The organism is Stenotrophomonas sp. C3(2023), from assembly GCF_032911385.1.
Taxonomy (GTDB): Bacteria; Pseudomonadota; Gammaproteobacteria; order Xanthomonadales; family Xanthomonadaceae; genus Stenotrophomonas.
Genome location: NZ_JAWJLO010000001.1, coordinates 2,480,250 through 2,504,346, shown reverse-complemented (window position 1 = coordinate 2,504,346; position 24,097 = coordinate 2,480,250). Strand labels below are relative to the sequence as shown.

At 68.0% G+C, this 24,097-nt stretch carries 15 protein-coding genes; 11 read left to right on the top strand and 4 right to left on the bottom strand.

The features are described from left to right. Entirely contained in the window at positions 1-2,100 is a 2,100-nt protein-coding gene (locus RZA67_RS11265; protein ID WP_317212833.1) for a glycosyltransferase, read from the bottom strand. Between the two features lie 96 nt (positions 2,101-2,196). Between RZA67_RS11265 and mrcB the strand changes: the two genes are divergently transcribed. From mrcB to tsaB, 4 genes are all read left to right on the top strand, one after another. Next, positions 2,197-4,617: a penicillin-binding protein 1B gene (gene mrcB / locus RZA67_RS11260; protein WP_317212832.1), complete on the top strand. Its 2,421-nt coding sequence runs from the start codon at positions 2,197-2,199 to the stop codon at positions 4,615-4,617. Between the two features lie 5 nt (positions 4,618-4,622). Continuing rightward, positions 4,623-5,147 carry a tetratricopeptide repeat protein gene (locus RZA67_RS11255; RefSeq protein WP_317212831.1) on the top strand — a complete coding sequence of 175 codons (525 nt, stop codon included), beginning with the start codon at positions 4,623-4,625 and terminating at the stop codon, positions 5,145-5,147. Positions 5,148-5,261: 114 nt separating this feature from the next. Then, positions 5,262-7,289, top strand: coding sequence for an ATP-dependent DNA helicase (locus RZA67_RS11250; RefSeq protein WP_317212830.1), 2,028 nt, complete (start codon positions 5,262-5,264; stop codon positions 7,287-7,289). 9 nt (positions 7,290-7,298) lie between these two features. After that, positions 7,299-8,012, top strand: a complete 714-nt coding sequence (tsaB, locus tag RZA67_RS11245) for a tRNA (adenosine(37)-N6)-threonylcarbamoyltransferase complex dimerization subunit type 1 TsaB (RefSeq protein WP_317212829.1) — start codon at positions 7,299-7,301, stop codon at positions 8,010-8,012. A gap of 426 nt (positions 8,013-8,438) precedes the next feature. Here tsaB and RZA67_RS11240 read toward each other — a convergent pair whose 3' ends face one another. Together RZA67_RS11240 and gshB are read right to left on the bottom strand one after the other, a co-directional pair. Further along, positions 8,439-9,317 (bottom strand): energy transducer TonB, encoded by an 879-nt coding sequence (locus tag RZA67_RS11240; protein WP_317212828.1) that lies wholly within the window; start codon positions 9,315-9,317, stop codon positions 8,439-8,441. Further along, positions 9,314-10,264: a glutathione synthase gene (gshB, locus tag RZA67_RS11235; protein WP_317212827.1), complete on the bottom strand. Its 951-nt coding sequence runs from the start codon at positions 10,262-10,264 to the stop codon at positions 9,314-9,316. The genes RZA67_RS11240 and gshB overlap by 4 nt, the downstream gene beginning before the upstream one ends. Positions 10,265-10,465: 201 nt before the next feature. Between gshB and pilG the strand changes: the two genes are divergently transcribed. From pilG to RZA67_RS11200, 7 genes are all read left to right on the top strand, one after another. Further along, a complete protein-coding gene (gene pilG, locus RZA67_RS11230) occupies positions 10,466-10,867 on the top strand; it encodes a twitching motility response regulator PilG (protein WP_042614342.1) in 402 nt (133 codons plus the stop codon). Positions 10,868-10,885: 18 nt separating this feature from the next. Then, a complete protein-coding gene (locus tag RZA67_RS11225; protein ID WP_317212826.1) occupies positions 10,886-11,248 on the top strand; it encodes a response regulator in 363 nt (120 codons plus the stop codon). Next, entirely contained in the window at positions 11,248-11,778 is a 531-nt protein-coding gene (locus RZA67_RS11220; RefSeq protein ID WP_317212825.1) for a chemotaxis protein CheW, read from the top strand. Before RZA67_RS11225 ends, RZA67_RS11220 begins: the two co-directional genes overlap by 1 nt. Positions 11,779-11,825: 47 nt before the next feature. After that, positions 11,826-13,862 (top strand): methyl-accepting chemotaxis protein, encoded by a 2,037-nt coding sequence (locus tag RZA67_RS11215; RefSeq protein ID WP_317212824.1) that lies wholly within the window; start codon positions 11,826-11,828, stop codon positions 13,860-13,862. A gap of 115 nt (positions 13,863-13,977) precedes the next feature. Further along, positions 13,978-20,478 carry an Hpt domain-containing protein gene (locus RZA67_RS11210; RefSeq protein ID WP_317212823.1) on the top strand — a complete coding sequence of 2,167 codons (6,501 nt, stop codon included), beginning with the start codon at positions 13,978-13,980 and terminating at the stop codon, positions 20,476-20,478. Beyond that, positions 20,465-21,775: a chemotaxis protein CheB gene (locus RZA67_RS11205; protein ID WP_317212822.1), complete on the top strand. Its 1,311-nt coding sequence runs from the start codon at positions 20,465-20,467 to the stop codon at positions 21,773-21,775. The genes RZA67_RS11210 and RZA67_RS11205 overlap by 14 nt, the downstream gene beginning before the upstream one ends. Beyond that, positions 21,772-22,257 carry a chemotaxis protein CheW gene (locus RZA67_RS11200; protein ID WP_317212821.1) on the top strand — a complete coding sequence of 162 codons (486 nt, stop codon included), beginning with the start codon at positions 21,772-21,774 and terminating at the stop codon, positions 22,255-22,257. Before RZA67_RS11205 ends, RZA67_RS11200 begins: the two co-directional genes overlap by 4 nt. A gap of 70 nt (positions 22,258-22,327) precedes the next feature. Here the strand turns inward: RZA67_RS11200 and RZA67_RS11195 are convergent, their stop codons facing one another. Further along, positions 22,328-23,860: a M4 family metallopeptidase gene (locus RZA67_RS11195; RefSeq protein WP_317212820.1), complete on the bottom strand. Its 1,533-nt coding sequence runs from the start codon at positions 23,858-23,860 to the stop codon at positions 22,328-22,330. Positions 23,861-24,097 lie beyond the last annotated feature (237 nt).

Genomic DNA, 24,097 nt, shown 5'->3' with positions numbered 1-24,097 from the left:
TCAGTCGACGAACACCCGACGCACCGCCGCGCGGGCCGCATCCAGAGAGAAATGCTCGGCGACGTTGCGCAGTCCAGCGTCGGCCAGCTGCTGCCATTGCACCGGGTCCCGGTACAGCGCGACCACCGTGTCGGCGAAGGCGTGCGGCTGGTCGGCCACACGCACGTCCACCCCGTCACGCAGGTGCATGCCTTCCACCGCGCAGGCGGTGGCCACCACCGGCTGGCCGTGAGCCATGCTGAGGTTGATCTTGCCCTTGACCCCGGCGCCGAAGCGCAGCGGGGCCACGCAGATGCGCATCTGCTCCATGAACGGCGTGATGTCCTCGACGAAGCCATGCATCACCACCCCCGGTTGGGTTGCGGCCAGGGCCAGCAGACTGTCGGGCGCGCCCGCGCCGATGCAGTGCAGCTGCACCTGCGGCAGCTGCTGGCGGATGCGCGGGAAGATCTCGCTGATGAACCAGTGCATGGCATCAAGGTTGGGCCGGTGGCGGAAGCCACCGACGAACACCAGATCCCGCCGTTGCGTGTAAGGGGCACCGCTGCCGGCAACCTCGTGCAGGTTTGAGATCAGCTCGACGTGGACGCTGGGCGCATCCTGCAGCAGCTGCTCGCGTTCTGCCGAGCTCACCAGCACGGTGATGTCACACTGCGCCATCACGGCCAGCTCGTTGTGGCGGGTGCGCAGGGCATCGCGCTGTTGCGCTGCATCGCCGCTGATCTGCGCCCCACGCTGCTCGCGCAGGTAATGCAGGTCGACGGTGTCGAACACCCGGCGCGCCTGCGGCGCATGCCGCTGCAGCAGCGGCAGGCACTCGCGGGCGAGGTGGTGGCGCACCATCATCACCACCGCAAAGCGCGCACCATGCTCGGCCAGCCAGCCGCCCAGGCCGGTCAGGAAGGGCGCATGCCAGACTTCCACGCCCAGCTGCTGCAGGGCCTCGGTTGCCGCGCCGCCATGCTCGCGCCGGACCGGAACGAACACCACGTGCAGACCCTGCTGCAGCAGCAGGCGGATCAGGTTGAACTGGCGCAGCGAGCCCGAGTCGCGCGCCGGCTGTGGCACCTCTTCGTCCAGAATCAGTACCTGGCGCTGGTGGCGGTGCAGCAATGCCGGGCCGGGTACGCTGCCGGGCGCGGGGTGGGAGGCCAGCACCGGCGCCCAGCGCTCGGCAAAGACGGCCTGGTTGCGCACCTGGTAGGCCTTCACCCCGGTACGGGTGTCGGTGCCGTTGCTGGTGCCCTCATCGTGGATGACCCGGCTTGCCGGCTGTACCAGCGTGCGCAGGCCGGTCGCCCTGACCTGGAAGGCAAGGTCGGTATCTTCGTAGTAGGCCGGACGGTAACGCGTGTCGAAGCCGCCGAGCTGATCCCACAACGCACGCGGCAGCATCAACGCTGCGCCCGAGCAGTAGTCGCAGTCGCGCAGACTGGCGTAGCGCGGGTCATCTGCCGACTCGAAACGTCCGTAGCTCCAGCCGCTGCCATCGGCGAACACCACGCCGCCGGACTCCTGCAGGCGCCCATCCGGGTACAGCAGCTGCGACCCGACCATGCCGGCCTGCGGGCATGCAGTGAAGGTGTTGAGCAGAGCGTCCAACCAGCCCGGCTGCGGCACCGTGTCATTGTTGAGCAGTACCACATAGGTGCCACGGGAACGCGCCACGGCATCGTTGCAGGCTTCGATGAAGCCGCCGTTGCGTTCGCGTACCTCGTAGCGCAGGCCCTGTACCTGCGGCAGCCACTGCGCGGTCTGGTCGCTGCTGCCGTCATCGATGACCAGGATTTCGATCGTGGCCTGCGGCGGGTGTGCTGCCAGCGCACGCAGGCAGGCCAGGGTGTGCTCGACCTGGTTGTAGACCGGAATGACGATGCTGGCCTGCGGCGTGGGGCTGCACGGCACGGCGAACGGTGCAAACGGTTGCCGCCCCGGCAGGTACAGCGGGCGCAGCGGCGGCGCGGCGGGCGACCGTGCATGCACGCGCACCCGCTGCCAGGTGGCCCTCCAGCCGCGCGTGCGCAGGCTGGCCAGTCCGCGCTGGACCATGCCACTAACGCGGTTCAGGTAGGAACGGGCCTGGGCCCAGGACATGCTCATCCCGTTGCAACTCCAGCTTAAGCGGATACGCACCAGGGTCCCCGCCAGCCGGAACGGCTGGGGTAGACTCGCTGGACTCTACATTCTCGCATTCCCGTGCCCCGACGCTACGATTCCGACGACATCGACGACGATTTCGACGACGACAGCCAGCCCTCGCCCTGGCGCCGCCGACTGATCACCTGGAGCATGGCGGCGGTCGCGCTGGGCCTGGGCTTTCTGATTCCGTACACGATGTACCTGAACCATCAGGTCACCGAACGCTTCGGTGAGCTGCGCTGGCAGATTCCGACCCGCGTCTACGCGCGCCCGCTGGTGCTGGTGCCGGGCAAGGCGATGGATGCGGCGACCCTGAAGACCGAGCTGGCCGCTGCGGCCTACCGCGACGATGGCCAGGGCAGCAGCCCGGCCACCTATGCGGTGGAGGGCAGTCGCTTCACCATCTCCAGCCGTGGTTACAACGATGTGGACGGGCGCGTGGCCCCGCGCCGCATCGAGCTGACCCTGTCCGGTGGGCGCATCGCCTCGCTGCGCGACGCGGGCGAGCGCAAGGCGCTCAAGGCCGCACGTCTTGACCCGGCGCGCATTGCCACGCTTTACGGGCAGAAGCAGGAAGAGCGCCGCCTGATCCGCATGGAGGAGGCGCCCGACCTGCTGGTGACCGGCCTGCAGGCGGTCGAAGACAAGGATTTCAACCGGCATCACGGTATCGATCTGTCCGGCATCGCGCGCGCGGTCTGGGTGACCGTGCGTTCGGGCGGCCAGAGTCGCCAGGGCGCCTCGACCCTGACCCAGCAGCTGGCCCGCTCCGGCCTGCTGGGCATCGGCAAGGAGCAGACCGTCACCCGCAAATTCAATGAGGTGCTGTTCGCGCTGATCATGGAAGCGCGCTACGACAAGCGCACCATCTTCGAGGCCTACCTCAACCAGGTCTACCTCGGCCAGCGTGGCAGCCAGGCCATCCATGGCATGTCCTCGGGCGCCGAGTTCTGGTTCGGCCGCGAGCTGGACTCGCTGGAGAGCGAGCACATCGCGCTGCTGATCGGGCTGGTCAAGGGCCCTTCGTATTACGATCCGCGGCGCAATCCCGAGCGCGCGCTGGACCGCCGTAACTTCGTGCTCGGCAAACTGCACGAAGCCAGGCTGATCGATGACGCCGAGTACGCGCGCGCGCAGAAGGCGCCGTTGGGCGTGTCCAGGACCCCGGGACTGGTCGCGGCCAATCGCTTCCCGGCCTACGTGGACCTGGTGCGGCGCCAGCTGGGACATGACTATCCCGAGGCGGCCTTGCAGGGCGCCGGCCTGAGTGTGATGACCGGTATGTCACCGTCCGCACAGGCCTACGCCGAAGGTTCGGTGACCCGCACCATCAAGTCGCTGGAGAACAAGCGCCGCCCCGAACTGCAGGCCGGTCTGGTGCTGACCGATGTGCACAACGGCGACGTGCTGGCCGTGGTCGGCAGCCGCGATGTGGCCGACCCGGGCTTCAACCGCGCCATCGACGCGCAGCGCCAGGTCGGCTCGCTGCTCAAGCCCTTCGTCTACCTGCTCGCTCTGGCCCAGCCCGACCGCTATTCGCTGTCCAGCTGGGTGGATGATTCGCCGGTTACCGTGCAGCTGGGCCGCAACCGCAACTGGAATCCCGGCAACGCGGACAACCGCAGTCACGGCACGGTGCGGGTGATCGACGCACTAGCTCACTCCTACAACCAGGCCACGGTGCGGCTGGGCATGCAGGTCGGCCCGCAGCGGGTGACTCAGCTGATCCACGTGCTGGCCGGACTGAAGGCGGACTCGAATCCGTCGGTGATTCTGGGCGCCACCGACCAGAGCCCGTACGGCATGGCCCAGCTGTACCAGTTCCTGGCCTCCGGCGGCGAGATCCAGCCGCTGCATGCGGTGCGCGGCGTGCTCGATCCGCAGGGCAAGCTGCTCAAACGCTATGACAAGAGCCCGGCCCCGGCGCAGGAGGGTGATTCCATCGCGGCCAACCTGATCAGCATCGGCCTGCAGCAGGTCGTGTCCAGCGGCACCGCCTCGCGGCTCAATGCCGACGGCCTGGGCCGACTGCAGGCGGCGGGCAAGACCGGCACCTCCAATGACGGTCGCGACAGCTGGTATGCCGGTTACACCGGCGATCACCTGGCCGTGGTGTGGATGGGCAACGACCAGAACGAACAGACCGGCCTGTTCGGTGCCACCGGGGCAATGCGGGTGTGGTCGGGCATCTTCTCCCGCCTGCCCAGCGCCCCGCTGCAGGTCAGCAGCAAGGGCCTGGACTGGCAGTATGTCGAGGCCAGCGGCACCAATGCCACCGACGAAACCTGTCCGGGCGCGCGTCGCTTCCCGTTCGTGGTGGGCTACGCGCCCGCCTACGCGCCCTGCGCGCCGCCGCCGGCTCCGGTGGAAGAGGAGGGCGGTAGTGGCGGCTGGCGCAGCTGGTTCGGTCTGGACAAAGCTCCCGACGCCGCCACAGAACAGCCGCCGGCGCAGCCGGCCCCGTCCTCCACCAGGTGAATGCCATGATCCGAGTCACTTGCCGTCCTCTTGCCCTGGCCGCGCTGGCCGCTGCCCTGGCCGCCTGCACCAGCACCCCGCCACCGCCGCCCGCACCGGTCGACAGCACCACCCCCGCCCAGCGTCTGGCAGCAGTGGAAGCGGTTGCCGGTCCGGATGACAAGGAGCTGTCGGTGCAGCCGCTGCGCGACCCGGAAGTTGACGACCTGCGCCAGAGCGCGCAGAGCCAGCGTCAGGCCGGCGACCTGGCCGCCGCTGCAGCCAGCCTGGACCATGCGCTGCAGCTGGTCGACGGCGACCCCGCCGTGCTGCAGGAGCGCGCCGAAGTGGCCCTGCTGGCAGGGCAGTGGGACGCTGCCGAACAGTTCGCCCGCAAGGCCGTGGACCTCGGCTCGAAGACCGGCCCCCTGTGCCGCCGCCATTGGGCGACGATCGAACAATCGCGCCTGGCGCGCGCGCAGAAAGAAAACGCGGTCTCTGCCCACGCGCAGATTGAAGGCTGCACCGTCCCCGGCATCAAGCGCTATTGAGGCCAACGGAAAGCGTGACGACCAACGGTCGTCACCTGGCACGGTCCAGACCGTTGCCGTTGCGCCGCAGCGGAGGCGCGGGGGCGCAGCCCCCGCGTTAGAATCCCCCACTCGATGAAAGCCGATCTCGTCCACGCCAGCCTCCAGGCCCTGAGCGAAGGCGGCGCGCTCGCCTCCCACCTGGACGCGTTCGTGCCCCGTCCCGCCCAGCTGCGGCTGACCGAAGCGATCGCCGAAACCCTCCAGCAGCACGACCTGCTGCTCGCCGAAGCCGGCACCGGCACCGGCAAGACCTACGCCTACCTCGTGCCTGTGCTGCTCTCCGGCCAGCGCACCATCATCTCCACCGGTACCCGCGCGCTGCAGGACCAGCTCTACCACCGCGACCTGCCACGCGTGCGCCAGGCGCTGGGTATCGGCCATCGCAGCGCCCTGCTCAAGGGCCGCAGCAACTACCTGTGCCGCTACCGCCTGCAGCAGGCCCGTGGCGAGCCACGGTTGACCAGTCCGCAGCAGGTAGCCGAGTTCCAGCGCATCGTTGTCTGGTCCGGGCGTACCCGCTTTGGCGACATGGCCGAGCTGGAGGCGCTGGCCGACGATTCTCCGCTGCTGCCGATGGTGACCTCCACGGTCGACAACTGCCTGGGCAGCGAGTGCGCTTTCTACGAGGAATGTTTTGTCGTGCAGGCGCGCCAACGCGCACAGGCTGCCGACGTCGTGGTGGTCAACCATCATCTGCTGCTCGCCGATCTGGCGCTCAAGCAGGAGGGCTTTGGCGAGTTGTTGCCCGGCGTGCAGGCCTACGTGATCGACGAGGCCCACCAGCTGCCGGAGCTGGCCGCACAGTTCTTCGGCGAAGGCTTCGGCATGCGTCCATGGCAGGAGCTGGCCCGTGACTGCATGGTCGAAGGGCGCGGCACCGGTGGCGGCCAGGCCGCGCTGCAGGGGCCGGCCGGTGAACTGGAGCAGGCGCTGCTCGGTCTGCGTGCGGCGATGGACGGGCTGCCCGCGCGCGGCACCCAGTGGCGCGCGCTGACGGTGCCTGCCGTGGCGGCGGGCTTCGAGGGGGTGATGAACGCGCTGCAGGCGCTGGTTGCGGTGCTTGACGAGCTGCGCCACGCCAGCGCTGGTCTGGAGGCCTGCCACGCGCGTGCCCGCGAAGCGCTCGCGCGGCTGTCGCGCTGGCTGGGGGAAGACGTCCCGATGCTGGATTTCGACGCCGAGCCCGACAGTGCTGCACCTGCCGGTGACGTGCTCTGGTACGAACTGACCCCGCGCGGCTTCCGCTGCCAGCGCACGCCGATGGATGTGTCCGGACCGCTGCGCAGCCATCGCGAGCGCAGCCAGGCCTCGTGGATTTTCACCTCGGCCACGCTGACCATCGGCAATGGGTTTGACCATATCGCCCAGCGCCTGGGTCTTGAGGACCCGCGCACCCTGTTGCAGCCCAGCCCGTTCGACTGGCCCACCCAGGCGCTGTGCTACCTGCCCGAAGGCCTGCCCGACCCGGCTGCGCGCGGCTTTGGCACGGCCCTCATCGACGTCCTGCGCCCCGTGCTGCATGCCTCCGGGGGACGCGCGTTTCTGCTGTTTGCCTCGCATCGCGCGCTGCGTGAGGCGGCCGAGGCGCTGCGTGACGGTCCGTGGCCGCTGTTCGTGCAGGGCCAGGCGCCGCGCGCCAGCCTGCTGCAGCGCTTCCGTGAATCAGGTAACGGTGTGCTGCTGGGCTCGGCCAGCTTCCGCGAGGGCGTGGACGTGGTCGGCGATGCGCTCAGCGTGGTGGTCATCGACAAGCTGCCGTTCGCCGCACCCGATGATCCCGTCTTCGAGGCGCGGCTGGAGGCGATCCGCGCCGCCGGCGGCAATCCCTTCCGCGACGAGCAGCTGCCGCAGGCGGTGATCGCGCTCAAGCAGGGCGTCGGCCGCCTGATCCGCAGCGAGAGTGATCGGGGCGTGCTGGTGCTGTGCGATCCGCGCCTGCTCAACAAGGGGTATGGACGCGTGTTCCTGGACTCGCTGCCACCGTTCCGCCGCACCCGCACGCTGACCGACGTGCAGGCCTTCTTTGCGCCACAATGGGCGCCCGGCGAGGCTCCGGCCGCGGACGAACCGCCTGCCGGCACGCCGCTTTCCCTGTTCTGACCTGACCTGATGAAACTGCTTGCCCTGGAATTGTCCACCGAAGCCTGCTCCGTCGCCCTGCACGTAGACGGGCAGGTGCTGGAGCGCTTCGAACTGGCGCCGCGTCGCCATGCCGAACTGACCCTGCCGTGGGCCGAAGCGCTGTTGGCCGACGCCGGCATTGCCCGCAGCCAGCTCGACGCCATCGCGCTGGGGCGCGGGCCCGGTGCGTTCACCGGCGTGCGCCTGGCGATCGCGCTGGCGCAGGGCATCGCCCTGGCGCTTGACCGGCCGCTGGTGCCGGTGTCGACCCTGCAGGCGTTGGCGTTGCGCGCACCGGCCGAGGCCGGGAACATTCTCGCGGCGATCGATGCGCGCATGGGGGAGGTCTATGTGGCCCGTTACCGCCGTGTCGACGGCCTGCCGCAGTTGCAGGACAGCGAGCGGGTCTGCGCACCCGATGCCGTGCTGCTGCCCGAGGGGCTGCAGTATCACGGCGTTGGCACCGGGTTTGCCGCCGCCGAGGGCGCCATCGTCACCGCACGGGCGGGCCAGCTGGCCAGCGTGGACGCCACCGCGCTGCCACGCGCATCGGACGTGCTGACCCTGGCCGTAGCCGCCTACGCACGCGGCGAAGCCATCGCCCCCGAACGCGTCGAGCCCGCCTACCTGCGCGACAACGTCGCCCTGACCCTGATCGAACAGCAGGCCCTGCGCGACGCCAAAGCCAAGGCCAAAGGCTGAGCCCGGTCGAAGCCACCATCAAGAGCAACAGCGTGACGACCAACGGTCGTCACCTACCGGCGCCAGATCCAACAGCAGGATCAACAGCGTGACGACCAACGGTCGTCACCTGCCAGAGCCAGAGCCAGAGCCAACAGCAGGATCAACAGCGTGACGACCAACGGTCGTCACCTGCCAGAGGTTGTTTCCAGCCGTGAACCGGAAAGTATCGGGGGCGGGGCGGTGTGGGGCTGCGGGGGGTGTCGAGCGCCACGGATGGCGCGAAACAAGGCCCGCAGGAGCAGTTTTTGCCGTCCCCCCGCAGGCCCACACCGCCCCGCCCAGCTCCCGAACAGCACACAGCCGACGATTTTGCTGTTGCTGTTGCTGTTGCTGTTGCTGTTGCAATGGCAGGGGTGCGGGGGCGCAGCCCCCGCCAGCAACCCCTCACTCGTCCCGAAGCTGCCCGCCCGGCAGAAACACCCAAGTGCGCGTCACCTGCAGAATATCCACCCCATCATCGCTTTCCGGCAGCGGCGGAAACGGCTGCGCCAGCGCCACGATCCGCAGCGCCGCCTCATCCAGCAACGGCGTGCCGCTCGAACGCAGAATCCGGCTGCTCTCCACACTGCCATCGCGACGCACCCCCACCGTGATCACCACCTGCCCGCCCAGCCGGCGTTGCCGCGCCTGGTCGGGATAGTTCAGATTGCCGATGCGCTCGGCCCGGTCCACCCACGCCCGCAGGTAATTGGCCCACGCATACTCGCGCGTGCTGGCCGATACGAACTTGCGGTTCGGTCGCTTGGCATACTGCGCCGAACGCAGGTGGACCTCGGCCGCCAGCCGCGCCATCTCCGCATCACGCTGCTCGCGCGCATCCGGCGCCGCATCGGGCGTCGGCTGGGCCGGCAGCGGCTGTGGCTGCGCCATGGGTATCGTGGTTTCACCGTTGCGGCTGCTGATCACCCGCGGCTGCGGTGCAGGGGGCGCGGCGGCGTCCTGGCGCTGCTGCGGAACCGGGCGTACGCCCGGCAAGGCCTGCGGCACGATGCCCGCCTGGCTGTCGCGCGGACGCTGCGCGCGCTCGTGGTCACCGCCGCCGGTCTGGCTGGCCGCAGCGAGAAAGTCCGCTTCCTTGGGCGTCAAAGCCGTACGGGTCTGGCTGAAGATCACATCCAGCGTCGGCACCAGCGGCGCCTCGCCACGCACGGCAAACCCCACGCCGAGAATGACCAGCGCATGCAGGGCCAACGACAACGCCAGCGTGGCAGTCAGCCGCTGACGCTCCCGGTGCGCGACCGGCAGGGGCGCGGCCACACTCATCCGGCCAGGCCAGCCTCAAGCGCGTCGAACAGCTGGCCGGCGATGTTCAGGCCGAACTGGGCATCCAGCTCGCGTACGCAGGTCGGGCTGGTCACGTTGACTTCGGTCAGGTAATCGCCGATGACGTCCAGACCAACAAACCGCATGCCGCGGCGCTTCATCTCCGGGCCCACCCGCGCGGCGATCTCACGGTCGCGCGCACTGAGAGGGCGGCCCTCGCCACGCCCGCCGGCGGCGAGGTTGCCGCGGAACTCGTCGCCCTGTGGAATGCGGGCCAGGCAGTAGTCGACCGGTTCGCCGTCGATCAGCAGGATGCGCTTGTCACCCTCGGTGATCTCGGGGATGTAGCTCTGGGCCAGCGCCAGCGACCGGCCGCCGTCGGTCAGGGTTTCCAGGATCACGTTGAGGTTGGCATCGCCCTGGCCGCTGCGGAAGATCGAGCGGCCGCCCATCCCGTCCAGCGGTTTGAGCACCGCCTGGCCCTGCGCCAGCACGAAGGCTTTCAGTGCCTTGATGTCACGGCTGACCAGCGTGGGCGGGCAGCAGTCCGGGAACAGCTGGGCGGCCAGCTTCTCGTTGTAGTCGCGCAGGCCCTGCGGGTTGTTGACCACCAGCGCGCCAGCGTCGGCGGCCAGGCCAAGGATCTGCGTGTCGTAGATGAATTCCCCATCCACCGGCGGGTCCTTGCGCATCAGCACGATCTGGCCCGGGCCGAGAGGCAGCGGGGCGAAGCCGCCCAGCGTGTACCAGTCGGACGGGTCATCGCGCACCTGCAGCGGGGCGACCTCGGCCATGGCCCGGCCGTCGGCGATGGACAGGCCGCCAGGGCGCACGTAGTGCAGGGCGTGGCCGCGGCGCTGCGCCTCCAGCAGCATGGCGAAGGTGGTGTCCTTGGCGATCTTGATGTGGGCGATGGGGTCCATCACCACGATGACGTTCAGCGGCATGGGGGGTACCTGGCAGACAAGGAGCAGATGGTAGCGGCATTGCCGCTGCAGTGCCCGCGCGGTCGACGCAACGCTGCGTCCGGGGCCGCGGCTGAACGGAGCGGCCGGCATCGGCGACGCTTGCTGGCAGCGGCGCAAGTGCGATATAGATACGTCTTCGCAGCGGCACCGACCACGACGTGTCGCGCTTGGGGACAGGTAATGACTGAGAACATGACTGCGGGTGGGGAGCTCGCAGGACTCCGGGTGATGGTCATCGACGACTCGAAGACCATCCGCAGGACGGCTGAGACGCTGCTCAAACGTGAAGGCTGCGAGGTGGTCACCGCTACTGACGGCTTCGAGGCCCTGGCCAAGATCGCCGACCAGCAGCCACAGATCATCTTCGTGGACATCATGATGCCGCGTCTGGACGGCTACCAGACCTGCGCGCTGATCAAGGGCAACCAGCTCTTCAAGTCAACGCCGGTCATCATGCTGTCTTCCAAGGATGGCCTGTTCGACAAGGCACGCGGCCGCATCGTCGGGTCCGAGCAGTACCTGACCAAGCCCTTCACGCGCGAAGAACTGCTGGGTGCCATCCGCACATACGTCAACGCCTGACCAGGGGGGTAAGGCACAATGGCTCGTATCGTTCTGATCGAGGATTCACCGACAGACCGCGCGGTGTTCGGCGCGTGGCTGCGCAAAGCCGGACATGAGGTCATCGAAGCGGACAACGCAGAGGACGGCCTGCAGCTGGTGCGTGAGCAGCAGCCTCAGCTGGTGCTGATGGACGTGGTGCTGCCGGGCATGAGCGGCTTCCAGGCCACCCGTGCGATGGCGCGCGAGGAGGCTACGCGGCGCATTCCGGTCATCATCGTCAGCACCAAATCGATGGAAACCGACAAGGCGTGGGGACTGCGCCAAGGGGCGGCCGACTACATCGTCAAACCGCCGCGCGAGGAAGATCTGATCGCGCGCATCAACGAACTGGTGGCGTGATGCGTTCACCTTTCGACATCCTGCAGGCCTATGAACGGCGCAGCCTGGCCCATGCCGTGCAGCTGCCGGAACGCCAGTTCGACCAGGATCTGTGGCGCGGCGTGGGCTATCGCATCGGCAAACGGCGGCTGGTGTCCGACTTCCGCGAAGTGGTGGAAATCGTGCCGATGCCGCCGGTGACCCCGGTGCCGTGCGCGCAGCCCTGGCTGCTCGGCGTCGGCAACCTGCGCGGCAACCTGTTCCCGGTGATCGACCTGAAGCTGTTTCTGGAAGGCGCGCGCACCGTGCAGCAGGAAGGCCAGCGGGTGCTGATCATGCGCCAGAGCGGCGGCGACGTGGCGCTGGCCATCGACGAGCTGTTCGGCCAGCGCAGCTTCGAGCCGGGGCAGGAGGTGGAGGCGGGGGTACTGGCCGAGGGGCGCTACGCGCACTTCGTCGACCGCGCCTTCCATGCCGACGGCCATGACTGGGGCGTTTTCTCGCTGTCGCTGCTGTCGCGCACCCCTGAATTCCGGCAAGCCGCCGCCTGAAGGCCGCCTGCCGTCTCTCGCATTGCATTGAACACCGAGGTTGAGCGATGAGTACTGCTTCCGAATCGTCCAGGAACAGCAAGCTGCGCCTGGCGGGCATCAACGGCTGGTTGGTCCTGCTGCTGGTGTCGATGGTGCTGTTCGGTGCCAACACCGGCGTGGCCACCTGGCAGGGCAGCCGTCTGGCCGATGCCAGTACCAAGGCCGCCGATCTGCAGGTGCTGTCACAGCAGCTTGCCAACCAGGGTCGTGAGGCCGTGGCCGGCAACGCGCAGGCCTTCACGGCTTTCAAGGCGACCCGCGCCGCCATCGAAGAGAACGTGGCCACGCTGCAGACGCGCTACGGAAAGGAGCCGGGCGTCACCGCGCCGATCGCTTCGCTGGCCCGCGTCTGGGCGCCGCTGGGTGAGAGTGCCGGGCAGCTGGCTGCGAGCGAGCCGGCCGTGCTGGCGCTGGCCGGCAAGGCCAACAGTTTCTCCGGCGCGGTGCCGGGGCTGCAGGCGCAGTTGAATGAAGTCGTACGCGCGATGAGCGCCTCCGGTGCACCGGCCTCGCAGATCTACAGTGCGCTGCAGCAGGTGGTCGTGGCCGGCTCCATGGCCCGCCGTGTCACCGAGATCCGCGCTGGCGGTGCGGGCGCTGCCGCCGCCGGCGACGCGCTGGCACGTGACATCACCGTGTTCACCCAGGTGCTCGACGCACTGCGTGATGGCAATGCCGAGCTGGGGATCGCGCCGGTGCGCGGGGCTGGTGCCCTGGCTGCGCTGGAGCAGTCGCAGCAGCAGTGGGCGACGATGAAGACCGACGCCGACGCCATTCTGGCCAGCTCCCGGCAGTTGTTTGCCGCCCAGTCGGCGGCTGCCAGCCTGACCAGCGGTTCGACCACGATGCTCAACGAGAGCCGCTCGCTGTTCAACGCATTTTCTTCGTTCGGCTCGGTCAGCGACACCCGCCTGTTCCCGAACTTCTGGATCGGTGTGGTCTCCGGCGCCCTGTCACTGATCGCCATCATCGGCTTCGTCGCCACCTCGGTGCGCGGCCGCTCGCGCGAGCAGGAGCTGCGGTATCAGACCCAGGTGGAGTTCAACAGCCGCAACCAGCAGGCGATCATGCGGCTGCTGGATGAAATCAGCTCGCTGGGTGAGGGCGACCTGACGGTCAAGGCGTCGGTGACCGAGGACATGACCGGTGCAATCGCCGACGCGATCAACTACGCCGTCGACGAGCTCCGCCATCTTGTGACCACGATCAACGACACGTCGGCCAAGGTCGCCCTGTCCACCCAGGAAACGCAGGCCACGGCGATGCAGCTGGCTGAAGCGGCGGGCCATCAGGCCAACCAGATCACCAGTGCATCCGAGCGTATCGGCGAAATCGCCGCCAGCATCGAGCAGGTGTCGCGCAACTCGTCCGAGTCGGCCGATGTGGCTCATCGTTCGGTGGTCATCGCTGCCGAGGGTGCTGGCGTGGTCCGCGAGACCATCCAGGGCATGGACCAGATCCGCGACCAGATCCAGGAGACCTCCAAGCGCATCAAGCGGCTCGGCGAGTCCTCGCAGGAAATCGGCTCGATCGTGGAACTGATCAACGACATTTCCGAGCAGACCAACATCCTGGCGCTGAATGCAGCCGTGCAGGCGGCCTCGGCGGGCGAGGCCGGTCGTGGTTTTGCCGTAGTGGCCGACGAAGTGCAGCGCCTGGCAGAGCGCACCTCCGGCGCGACCAGCCGTATCGAGAGCCTGGTCCAGGCGATCCAGGCCGACACCAACGAGGCGGTCAACTCGATGGAGCAGACCACCGCCGAGGTGGTCTCCGGTGCGCGCCTGGCCGAGGATGCGGGTACCGCGCTGACGGAAATCGAGCGCGTGTCCAACGCCCTCAACAACCTGATCAAGAGCATCTCGGTAGCGGCCCAGCAGCAGTCGGCGGCGGCGTCGGACATCACCCTGACCATGGGCGTGATCCGGCAGATCACCGGGCAGACCTCGCAGGGCGCCGGGCAGACCGCCGAATCGATCGGCCACCTGGCACAGCTGGCGGCCGATCTGCGCCGCTCGGTTGCCGACTTCAAGCTGCCGGCCTGAGCCGGCACCGTGGCGCAGCAAGGACCCTCACGATGATGCACCTTCCTGTAAACCGCCAGATGGCCGCGCATGCGTTCAATGCGCGTAGCCACGCCATGGCCAGTGGAGTCCGGGCATGAGCACGCTGCGCGACGCGATGAGCCATGCAGCGCTGGGCTGGGTCAAGCCGGAGCTGGACGAAACCCTGCGCCAGGTGCGCAATGAAGTGGAGTACTTCGCTGAAGATCCTGCCGGGACCGGCCGCATGGAGGTGTGCGCCGGTCACCTGCACCAGGTGCAGGGCACCCTGCGCATGGTGGAACTGTATGCCCCGGCCATGGTCGCCGAGGAGCTTGAGCAGCTGGCGCGCTCGATCAGCGCCGGCGAGGTGCTCGACCGTGACGAAGCCTGTTCCGCCCTGATGCGCGGCAGCGTACTGCTGCCGGATTATCTGGAGCGGCTGCAGAACGGCCATCGCGATATTCCGATCGTGCTGCTGCCGCTGTTGAACGAGATCCGCGCCGCGCGCGGCGCGCCTGGCATCAATGAGAGCGTGCTGTTTGCTTTCGCTCCGGACAGCATCAGTGCAACGCAGGCCGAGGTCGAGCACGCACGTGGCAGCCTGAGCGGGCGCAACCGCGAGCTGCTAGACACCGTTGGCAATGCGGTCAAGGAAGAGCTGCTGCGGATCAAGGATGCGCTGGACCTGCACCTGCGTACCGGCGGGATGCCCCAGCAGCTGCAGCAGCAGGTCGACGAGCTCACCGCGGTAGGCGACACGCTGGGCATGATGGGCCTCGGCGTGGCGCGCAATGTGGTGGTGCAGCAGCGCGACGCGCTGGCTGCGGTGGCCCAGGGCCAGCAGCAGATCGACGAAAGCCTGCTGCTGGATATCGCAGGCGCGCTGCTGTACGTCGACGCCTCGCTGGACGACCAGGTCGCCCACCTCGGCGCGGTTGGCAATGGCGAGGATGATCCGGCCGCGGCCGAAACACGCCGTACCGTCGAAGTGCTGGCCCACGAGGCCATCGCCAATTTCACGGCAGCGCGCGAGCACTTCGTCGCCTTCATCGAGACCAACTGGAACCATGCCGAACTGCAGGACGTGCCGCGCCTGCTTGGGGAGGTTGCCGGTGCGCTGCGCATGCTCGACCTTGGCACCTCGGCCGACTACCTGCGCGGTGTGCAGCAGTACATCGACGTGGAGCTGGTGACACGCCAACGCGTGCCCAGTGGACGCCAGCTGGACACGCTGGCCGATGCCATGGCCAGCATGGAGTATTACCTGGAGGCCCTGCGCGACCGGCGGCCAGGACGCGAAGACATTCTGGAGATTACCCGCAGCAGCCTGGAAGCACTGCGTTATTGGCCGCTGCCTGCGCTGACCGATGACACCGCGCCTGCGGAAACGGCCTCATCTGCAGCGGCCGGACCGCAGCCCGTACAGCGGCAGTCCGTGCCGCCACCGCTGCCGATGGTGGCGCCACCACCGATGCCCGAACTCACGCGCGCCCCCGCGCCGCTGCTGACTCCGGGCAGCGTGCCGCCACCGCTGCCCGACTTCACTTTCGATCCGCTGCCGTCGGCACCGGCGCTCCAGGACCACGTTGCCGTGCCGGCCGGCACCGGTTCAAGCGAACTGGTGTTCGCCGCGACCCTGCAGCCGCCGCCGGAACAGCCGCTGTGGCAGCTGGACACAGTTGAGCCGGCAAGGCTGACGGAACAGAACGAGCCGGTGCCGACGCTCGCCGGGTTCGATCCGGTCCGTGCCGAGGACGAGGGGCGCGGGACACCCGCCGAAGAGGCTGCCAGCGATACCGCCGGTGAGCAGGTGTCGGGCATCTGGCAGCCCGCCGACACGCTGCATCCAGGTTACGGCGGCACTATCAGCGATGTCCGCTGGGATCTGCAGTCCGTCGTCGCCGATGCTGATGCCGGTGGGGCACCGGCCGGGTCGCTTTCCACGTTCGCGCCCGTGACCAGCGTGCGCGCTGATGAGCGTGAGACGACCGGGATGGACACCAGTCCGTTCGATCCGGTGATGGCCGAAGTCGCCCTGGATGACAGCGCCCAGCCTGCGGTGAGCTACGTGTTCGACGACGGCGTACTGAGCCACGCCGATGGCGTGCTGGCGCTGGATGAGGTCGAAGCCACGCCGCCGGTCATGGACATGTCGGCGGTAAACGACGCCCCGGCTGCCGCCGCGCCGGCACCTGCGTCGATGCCGGGCATGGACGAGGTCATCGCGCAGTGGGCGACAGCCGAAGCAGGTGCCACGTCCGATGCTGGTACCGCTGAAGCGGACGCCGACGTGCAGAGCGAAGCGGTCCAGACGATGGACGGGGGTGAGATCGACCCGGCACATGCACGCTTCCTTGCCGAGCTCGATGCGGCCGCCGCTGCGTTCAACCCGCTCGGCGACCATATCGCGTCGGCCGCTCCGGAGCCGCAGGCCGCTGCCAGCGCGCCGGCGCCTGCACCGGTCTTTGATGCCGGTTTTGACGACCAGGCAGAGAACATCGACCAGGACATCCGCGATGTGTTCCTCGAGGAGTTCGAGGACGAAATGGGCAACCTCGCCAACCTGGTTCCGGCGTGGCGCGCGCAGCCGGACAACATCGATCGCCTGCGGCCGATCCGCCGCGTGTTCCATACGCTCAAGGGCAGTGGCCGGCTGGTTGGTGCACGCACGCTGGGTGAGTTCGCCTGGAAGCTGGAAAGCATGCTCAACCGCGTGCTCGACGGCAGCCGCAGCGCATCGCCGGCTGTGGTGGCGATGGTCGAGCAGGCACAGCAGGCCCTGCCGGAGCTGCACGCTGCATTGGCCAACGGTCAGGCGGTGAGTGTGGACATCCAGGCGCTGCAGGCCGTGGCCGATCGCGTGGCCGAGGGCGAGGAAACCTGGTTCGTACCCTTGCCCGCAATGCCCTCCGAGGACCCCGACGCCACCGCAGCTGCGGACGAGGAAGCGGCGGCGCCTGTCGGCGTGGTCGACCAGCACGAGCCAATGCGCGACGCGTACGAAGGCACGCCGGCGCACATCGACGATGTGCTGCGCGAGATTCTCGAAGCCGAAGTGCAGGCTCATCTGGTAACGCTGCGGCAATGGCTGGAGCACGGCGAACCGCAGGTTGTGGAAGACCCGCTGCTGCGCGCGATGCACACCATGAACGGTGCGTTCGCGATGACGGACGTACCGGAAATCACCGCGGTCACCGCGGCGGCCGAAAGCTACATCAAGCGTGCGCTTGCTGCCGGTATCACGCCCTCGTCCGACGCGGTGCACGCCCTGCAGCAGACTGCTGCCGCCATCGAGACCACGATGCAGGTGCTGCAGCAGCCGCAGCCGCGGGTGCCAGCACAGCACATGCTGGCTGCGCGCCTGCAGGCGCTGGCCGATACGTTGCCTGAAGCGCGTTGGCCGGCAATGGCAGTGGACGAGGATGATCTGCCCGGTGAGGCCGTCGGGGACGAGGACCTTGTGGTTGATGCTGCGGCTGACGACATCCAGGCGCGCGCAACGGTGGCACTGTCGCCGCTCGATGCTGGCGCGGAGCCGGAATGGGTACAGCTGCCGGAAACGGTTGCCGAGCGGGAACTCGATCTGGTCCAGGATGCGGTGCAGGAGGTCGACACGACCGTCGGCTCTGATGCCATCCAGGAACCGGACATGATGCCCAAAGCGGTCGTCGAACCTGGCCTCCTTGGGGAAGCGGAAACGCCGCCTGCTGCCGACAGCCTGATGGACGAGGCGATTGTCGACACCGATGCCGAGGCCGACCTTGGCGTGGAGGATGGGGCGGAACGGAACGACCCGCGCGACTTCGACGCGCCGATCAGCCTGGAGCAGGCGCTGGAGGAAGGTCTGCATCCGCTGGACGCGCCTGCATCCGAGCTGCAGCCGGCGGTGACCGAGACCGAGATCGAGACCGACACCGATACCCATACCGAGACCGAGAACGACCTCGATCTCGATCTCGAGGAGCCGACGGAGCAGGACCAGCAGCGCGACTTCGATGCGCCGGTCAGCCTGGAGCAGGCGCTGGAGGAAGGTCTGCATCTGCTGGACGAGCCCGCATCCGATATGCCGTCCGGTTCTGTGCTTCTCACCGTGCACGGGCTCGAGGACGCGGAGGTCGATGCCGATGCCGATGCCGATGCCGACGATGCTGACGCTGCAGGCCTTGCGCCTGAAGAAGCTGCCAGCGAGCCTGCTGCAGCGCCGGCTCCGTTCTTCGAGATGGAAGTGCCGGGCACGGCTGCGCACGCCGCCGTGGTGCAGCCGACGCACGCGCCGGCCGCCACCGACGCGCTGGATTTCTCGGTCCTTGACCGCGAGCTGGTGGATATCTTCGTCGAGGAGGGCAACGACCTGCTCGATCATTGCGATGGGCTGGTCAGCGCGCTGCGCGAGACACCCGATGACCGCGACGTGCTGGCCGATCTGCAGCGGGATCTGCACACGCTCAAGGGCGGCGCCCGGATGGCGGGTATCAACGCGATTGGTGACCTCGGCCACGGCATCGAGTCGCTGCTCGAAGCAGTGGCCGCTGGTCGGACCCGTATCGAGCTTGCCGACGTGCAGCTGCTCGAACGTGGCTTTGATCGACTGCACAAACAGCTGATGCTGACGGGCGAGCATCGCCAGGCCACGGCGGCCGACGATCTGCTCGACGCCTTCGAGCAGCGCACGCTCGGGCCGTCGCCGGCTGGCGACGACGCGGACGCAGCGGCTGGGACGGCACTCCCGGCAGTGGTCCATCAGCCCCTCTCGGCGCCGCTGGCGGCCGAATCGGGCAGTGAGGACGACCCGCTGGCACGCCCGCAGCAGGAGCAGGTGCGTGTGCGCGCCGATCTGCTCGACCGGCTGGTCAATCATGCCGGTGAAGTGGCCATCTACCGCTCGCGACTGGAGCAGCAGCTGGGTGCCTTCCGCGGCGCCATGGGTGAGCTGGAGCGCACCAATGCGCGCCTGCGTGACCAGCTGCGCCGTCTGGACCTGGAAACCGAGGCGCAGATCGTGGCGCGCTACCAGCGTGAACAGGATCAGAGCGACCATGCGTTCGACCCGCTCGAACTGGACCGGTTCTCGACCCTGCAGCAGCTCAGCCGTGCACTGAACGAGTCTGCCGCCGATCTGGGAGGGCTGCAGGGTGTGCTCGACGACCTGTCGCGTCAGTACGACGGACTGCTGCAGCAGCAGTCACGCGTCAGCTCGGAACTGCAGGATGGTCTGATGCGCGCGCGCATGGTGCCATTCGACGGACTGGTGCCGCGTCTGCGGCGGGTGGTGCGACAGGCCGGCATTGAAACCGGAAAGCAGGTACACCTGACGCTGGAAGGCACACATGGCGAACTGGACCGCAATGTCCTTGACCGCATGGTGGCGCCGCTCGAGCACATGCTGCGCAATTCGGTGGCCCACGGTCTGGAGACACCCGAGCAGCGGCGCGCTGCGGGCAAACCGGCAGAAGGCCAGATCGCGCTGCGCCTGCGCCGCGAAGGCTCGGAAATCGTGCTCGAGGTCGCTGACGATGGTGCCGGCCTGGACCGTGAGGCCATCCAGCGGCGTGCGGTGGAGCGGGGTCTGCTCGATGCCGGCGCCGAGGTCACAGACGCCCAGCTGGACAACCTGATCTTCGCCTCCGGCTTCAGCACCGTCGACCAGGTCAGCCAGCTGGCCGGCCGTGGTGTGGGCATGGACGTGGTGCGCAACGAAGTGCGTCAGCTCGGCGGCAGCGTGGATATCGAGTCGGTGCGCGGGCAGGGCGTGCGGTTCACCCTGCGACTGCCGCAGACGTTGGCGGTGACCCAGGCGGTATTCGTGCAGATCGGCGAGACCAGCTTCGCGGTGCCGGTGGCGTCGGTCAGCGGCATCGGCCGGATCGCGCGTGAGCGCTTTGAAGCGGGCGACGGTACGTACCGTTACAGCGGCGAAGACTACAGCCTGTACGATCTCGGCAGCCTGGTGGGCCAGGCGGCGGCACGTGCCGATGGCCAGCACCAGGTGCCGCTGCTGCTGGTGCGGGCAGGCGATCTGCGCGCAGCCGTGGCGGTGGACCAGGTCGTGGGCAACCGTGAAATCGTGGTCAAGCCGGTAGGGCTTCAGATCGCTTCGGTGCCTGGCATCTACGGGGCGACCATCACCGGCGATGGCAGGGTGGTGGTCATCCTCGATGTGGCACCGCTGGTGCGCCGCTACCAGGCCAATCCGCAGCAGCCGCTGCTGCCTGCCGCACAGGCACAGCAGCGTCAGGTGCCACTGGTGATGGTGGTCGACGATTCGCTGACGATGCGCAAGGTGACTGGCCGCATCCTGGAGCGCCACAACTTCGAGGTCAGCGTGGCCCGCGATGGCGTGGAGGCGCTGGAATGCCTCGAAGAGCGCGTGCCGGACCTGATGTTGCTGGACATCGAAATGCCACGCATGGACGGTTACGAGTTGGCCACCGCCATGCGGGCCGACCCGCGCTACCGCGAGGTACCGATTGTGATGATCACCTCGCGCAGTGGTGAGAAGCACCGTCAGCGTGCGTTCGAGATCGGCGTGCAGCGCTACCTGGGCAAGCCCTACCAGGAGCTTGACCTGATGCGTAATGTCTACGACCTGCTGGGAATTGCCCGTGCCCGTACCTGATCCCGACACGATTCCCTCGGTGGCACTGCTGGCCCGTGCCGGTGCGGCCCGTGAGCGCCTGCGTGAGGCGCTTTCGCACGCCAACGTGGCCATCGTCCTTGAGGAAGACCCCAACAGTCTCGATGCTGCACTACTGCTGGCCGTAGCCCCGCAGGCGGTCGTGGTCGCGCTTGAAGCGGCCGTGGACGATGCGCTGGAGCGTCTGGAACCGGTGCTGTCCTCGCCCGGTTTTCTGCTGGTGTTCGATGAGGCCGAAGTGGCCGCGCGTCGCGACGGGTGGGATGCCCAGCGCTGGGGCCGTCATCTGGCGGCAAAGCTGCATGGTCATCAGCAGGTTCTGCCGCCGGGAGCAGAGCAGGAGCAGGCATTGCTGCCTGAACCCGGTCTGCCGCAGACACCTGCACAGGCGCATGCCGACGCAGGCATCGACCCGCACGTCGACGAGGCAGCGGACGTAGCGGGCACATTGCCCGGCGACAGCCTCCATGACAGGCGGCAGGGCGACGATGTGCTGACACTCGAGCAGGCGCTGGCTGCGATGCAGGACACCGTTCCGCTTGCACCCGCTGCAGCGACGGCGGCGCCGGGCGGGCATCCGGCAACGGACGTCAACGATCACAGCAGCTGGTCCTTGCTGGATGAGGATGCGGCACCTGCAGCGGCGTCTACCGTCACTGCGCAGGCGCTGCCGGTGTTCGATCTCGACCGGCTCAGCCTGGTGGAGATGGAAGAACCCGCTACCGGGCCGCGGCGCGGCGCGCGCGGTGCCGTGCTGGTGCTGGCCGGCATCGGTGGGCCCGACGCGCTGCGCCGGTTGCTGAGCGAGCTGCCTTCGCGCCTGTCAGTGCCGGTGCTGGTGCACATGCCGCTGGACGGCGCGCGCTACGGTAACCTGGTCAAGCAGATGGCACGGGTATCGGCGTTGCCGGTGACCCTGGCCGAACCCGAACAGCCGGTAGAGCCGGGCCAGGTGCATATTCTGTCCGACGCGGTCGGTGTGGAGCTGCGCAATGGCGGGCTGTGTTTCATTGCCAGCAGCGCCGGTCTGCAGGTGTCCAGTCTGCCGGCTGCCGAAAGTGCGGTGATCCTGCTCAGCGGCGCCGACCTGTTGCAGGTCGATCCGGCATTGACGCTGGCCGAGGCCGGCGCGTGGGTGGGCGGGCAGGTGGGCGAGGGCTGCTATGACCCCGCCGCTGCCACCGCCGTGGTCGCCGCTGGCATGTTCGCCGGCGAGCCGCAGGAACTGGCAAGGGCCGTGGCGGCCCGCTGGGCCATTGATGAGGAGCAACAGCCGTGAGCTACGCCAGCAGTGACGAGATTCGTGGAGTTCTGATCCAGTCAGGTGTCGAGCGCGTACTGCTGCCCAACGCCACCGTGGCCGAGATGATGTCCCGGGTGGATGTCCAGCCGGTCCAGGACGCGCCGCACTGGCTGCTGGGCGAACTGGCCTGGCACGGCTGGCAGGTGCCGCTGCTGTCCTTCGCCATGCTCTCCGGGCTGGGCAGGGAGGCCATCTCCACCCACAACAAGGTGGTGGTGCTCAAGTCACTGGCGGGTGACCCTCAGCGCCCCTACCTGGCGCTGCTCACCCAGAGCTTCCCGCAGCTCATCTCGGTTCCCCGCGATGGGCTGCTTGCCGACGCTTCGGAGGAGACGCTGCCGCCGACGGTGCACATGCGTGTCCTGCTCGGCGAGCACAGCGCGCTGTTGCCGAACCTCGACGCGCTGGACGCGGCACTGGCATCGCTGCCGCGGGTACCGGCGTCCGCCTGCCCCTGATCACGCGTGGCATCGGCCGCACCGCGGCCGGGGGCACGCCGTGCCCGCCGACCGCGTACGTCGCACCCGGTCAGAGCGGGCAGCTCACCCCGACCTTGGCGAATGCAGCCACCACGTCTTCGGCTGCATAGCCCAGCGCCGTTGCGGCCCTGCTCACCCCGCAGGCGCCAAGCGCGAAGGTGGTCGACGGCGTCCAGTGATCCGTGTTGGCCTTGCCGAACGCCTTGAACGCTTTCTCCACATCCCAGCCTTCTGTCGTGGCGAGCAGATGGAACGCGCGGTTGTAGATGCCGGAAGAGTAGTGGACGCCCAACCCGTTGTAGTACTTGCTGGCGTGGTCGATGGAGCTGCCATCAAGGGTCGGGTCTTGCATGTAGCGCAGTGCTTTGCCCGGCTCCTTGAAGATGCTCTCGCCCACCTTGAAGTCATTGCTCCCGGTGTCGAAGAACTCGGCGGCTTCGCCTGCGATGTCCGAGAACGCTTCGTTGATGCCACCGGACTGCCCTGCGTAGATCAGACCCGAATTCTGCTCGGTGAACCCATGGGATACCTCATGGGCGACAACATCCAGCGAGATCAATGGGTAGAACCGCGTCCGCCCATCACCAAATGTCATCTGTCGGCCATCCCAGAAGGCATTCTCGTAGTTGTTCGCGTAATGCACGCGCAACCGCAGCTGGAAGCTCAGTGGATCAACCTGCAGGTACTGGTTGTACATGGCAAAGACCACGCCGCCGCCATGGTGCGCATCGTTCAGCGGTGCGTATGCGCCATTGATTTCCTTGACGATGTTGCGCGGGCAGGTGTAACTGAAGGGGTCACGTGCGCTGGTGCCGTGATTGAGATTGATGGTCATCACCTGCGGCGTCAGCAGGCTGCATGACGCACCGTCGACGGTGACGTCGAGAAAAGGACGCATGCCTGCACCGTATTCGACCTTGCCGGCTTTGAGGTTGCCCCCGGGACCGGTCCCGGATTTCTCGAAGGTCAGACCGTCCCATTGGGCCAGGATGCGACCATCGACTGCGTCGATGATGACATGGGGCCGCGTGGGAGCGCCGCCGTCCGGAAGGTCGGCAAAGAAGCGGTTGACCCACGCCACACGCGCTTTGCCGCGGTCGTCCAGGTGGATCATCAGGCGGCTGTCGGTGTCCTGCACCCGCATCGTGCCTGCGCGGCTACCCAGCGCCTGCCGTGTGGCGATCTGCATCGACCGTGCAGCGCTGAGCCGCGGTGATGTGGCAGCGAGGTCCGCCTCCAGACCCGCGACCGCGACGCCGGAAAGTGACTGCACGTGACCCTCACGGGTCTGCGCGACCACGATGTGCTCACCGAACACCGGGATGCCGCGATGCAGTTGCTGATAACGGATGTGCTCGACGCCAGCAGCGTCGGTGTAGCGACGCAGTGCCTGCAGGGTGGAACCCGGCGGCAGGTTGGCAAGCTGCGCGTGCTGCGCCATTGCGTTGGTGCTCGACAGCACGGCGAGCGGCGTGCTGTCGTCGCTGCGGTCGAGCTGGATGCGCTCTGCTGCAGAAGCGGTGCTCAACGCGGTCAGTGCGGTAACCAGCACGGCCAGGTGGTGGGAAGAACGTAACGTCATGGCAAGCTCCTGTGGTCTGCTATGGACCCGGCACGACGTGCGCGGGGCAGCGTGGCACGAACCTGTGCCGCGCGGCCACGGTCGGCAAGGACCGCCATCACTGCAAGCCGGGCCCGCACCAGCGCGACGGCGTAAGAACGTGCTGGCCGCGCAGGTACTGCGCAGAAACGGCAAGGTCTGGCGCTTGTGCAGCTGCATAACCAGAAAAAGCCCTCAGCGAATTCCGGTTTGCACACG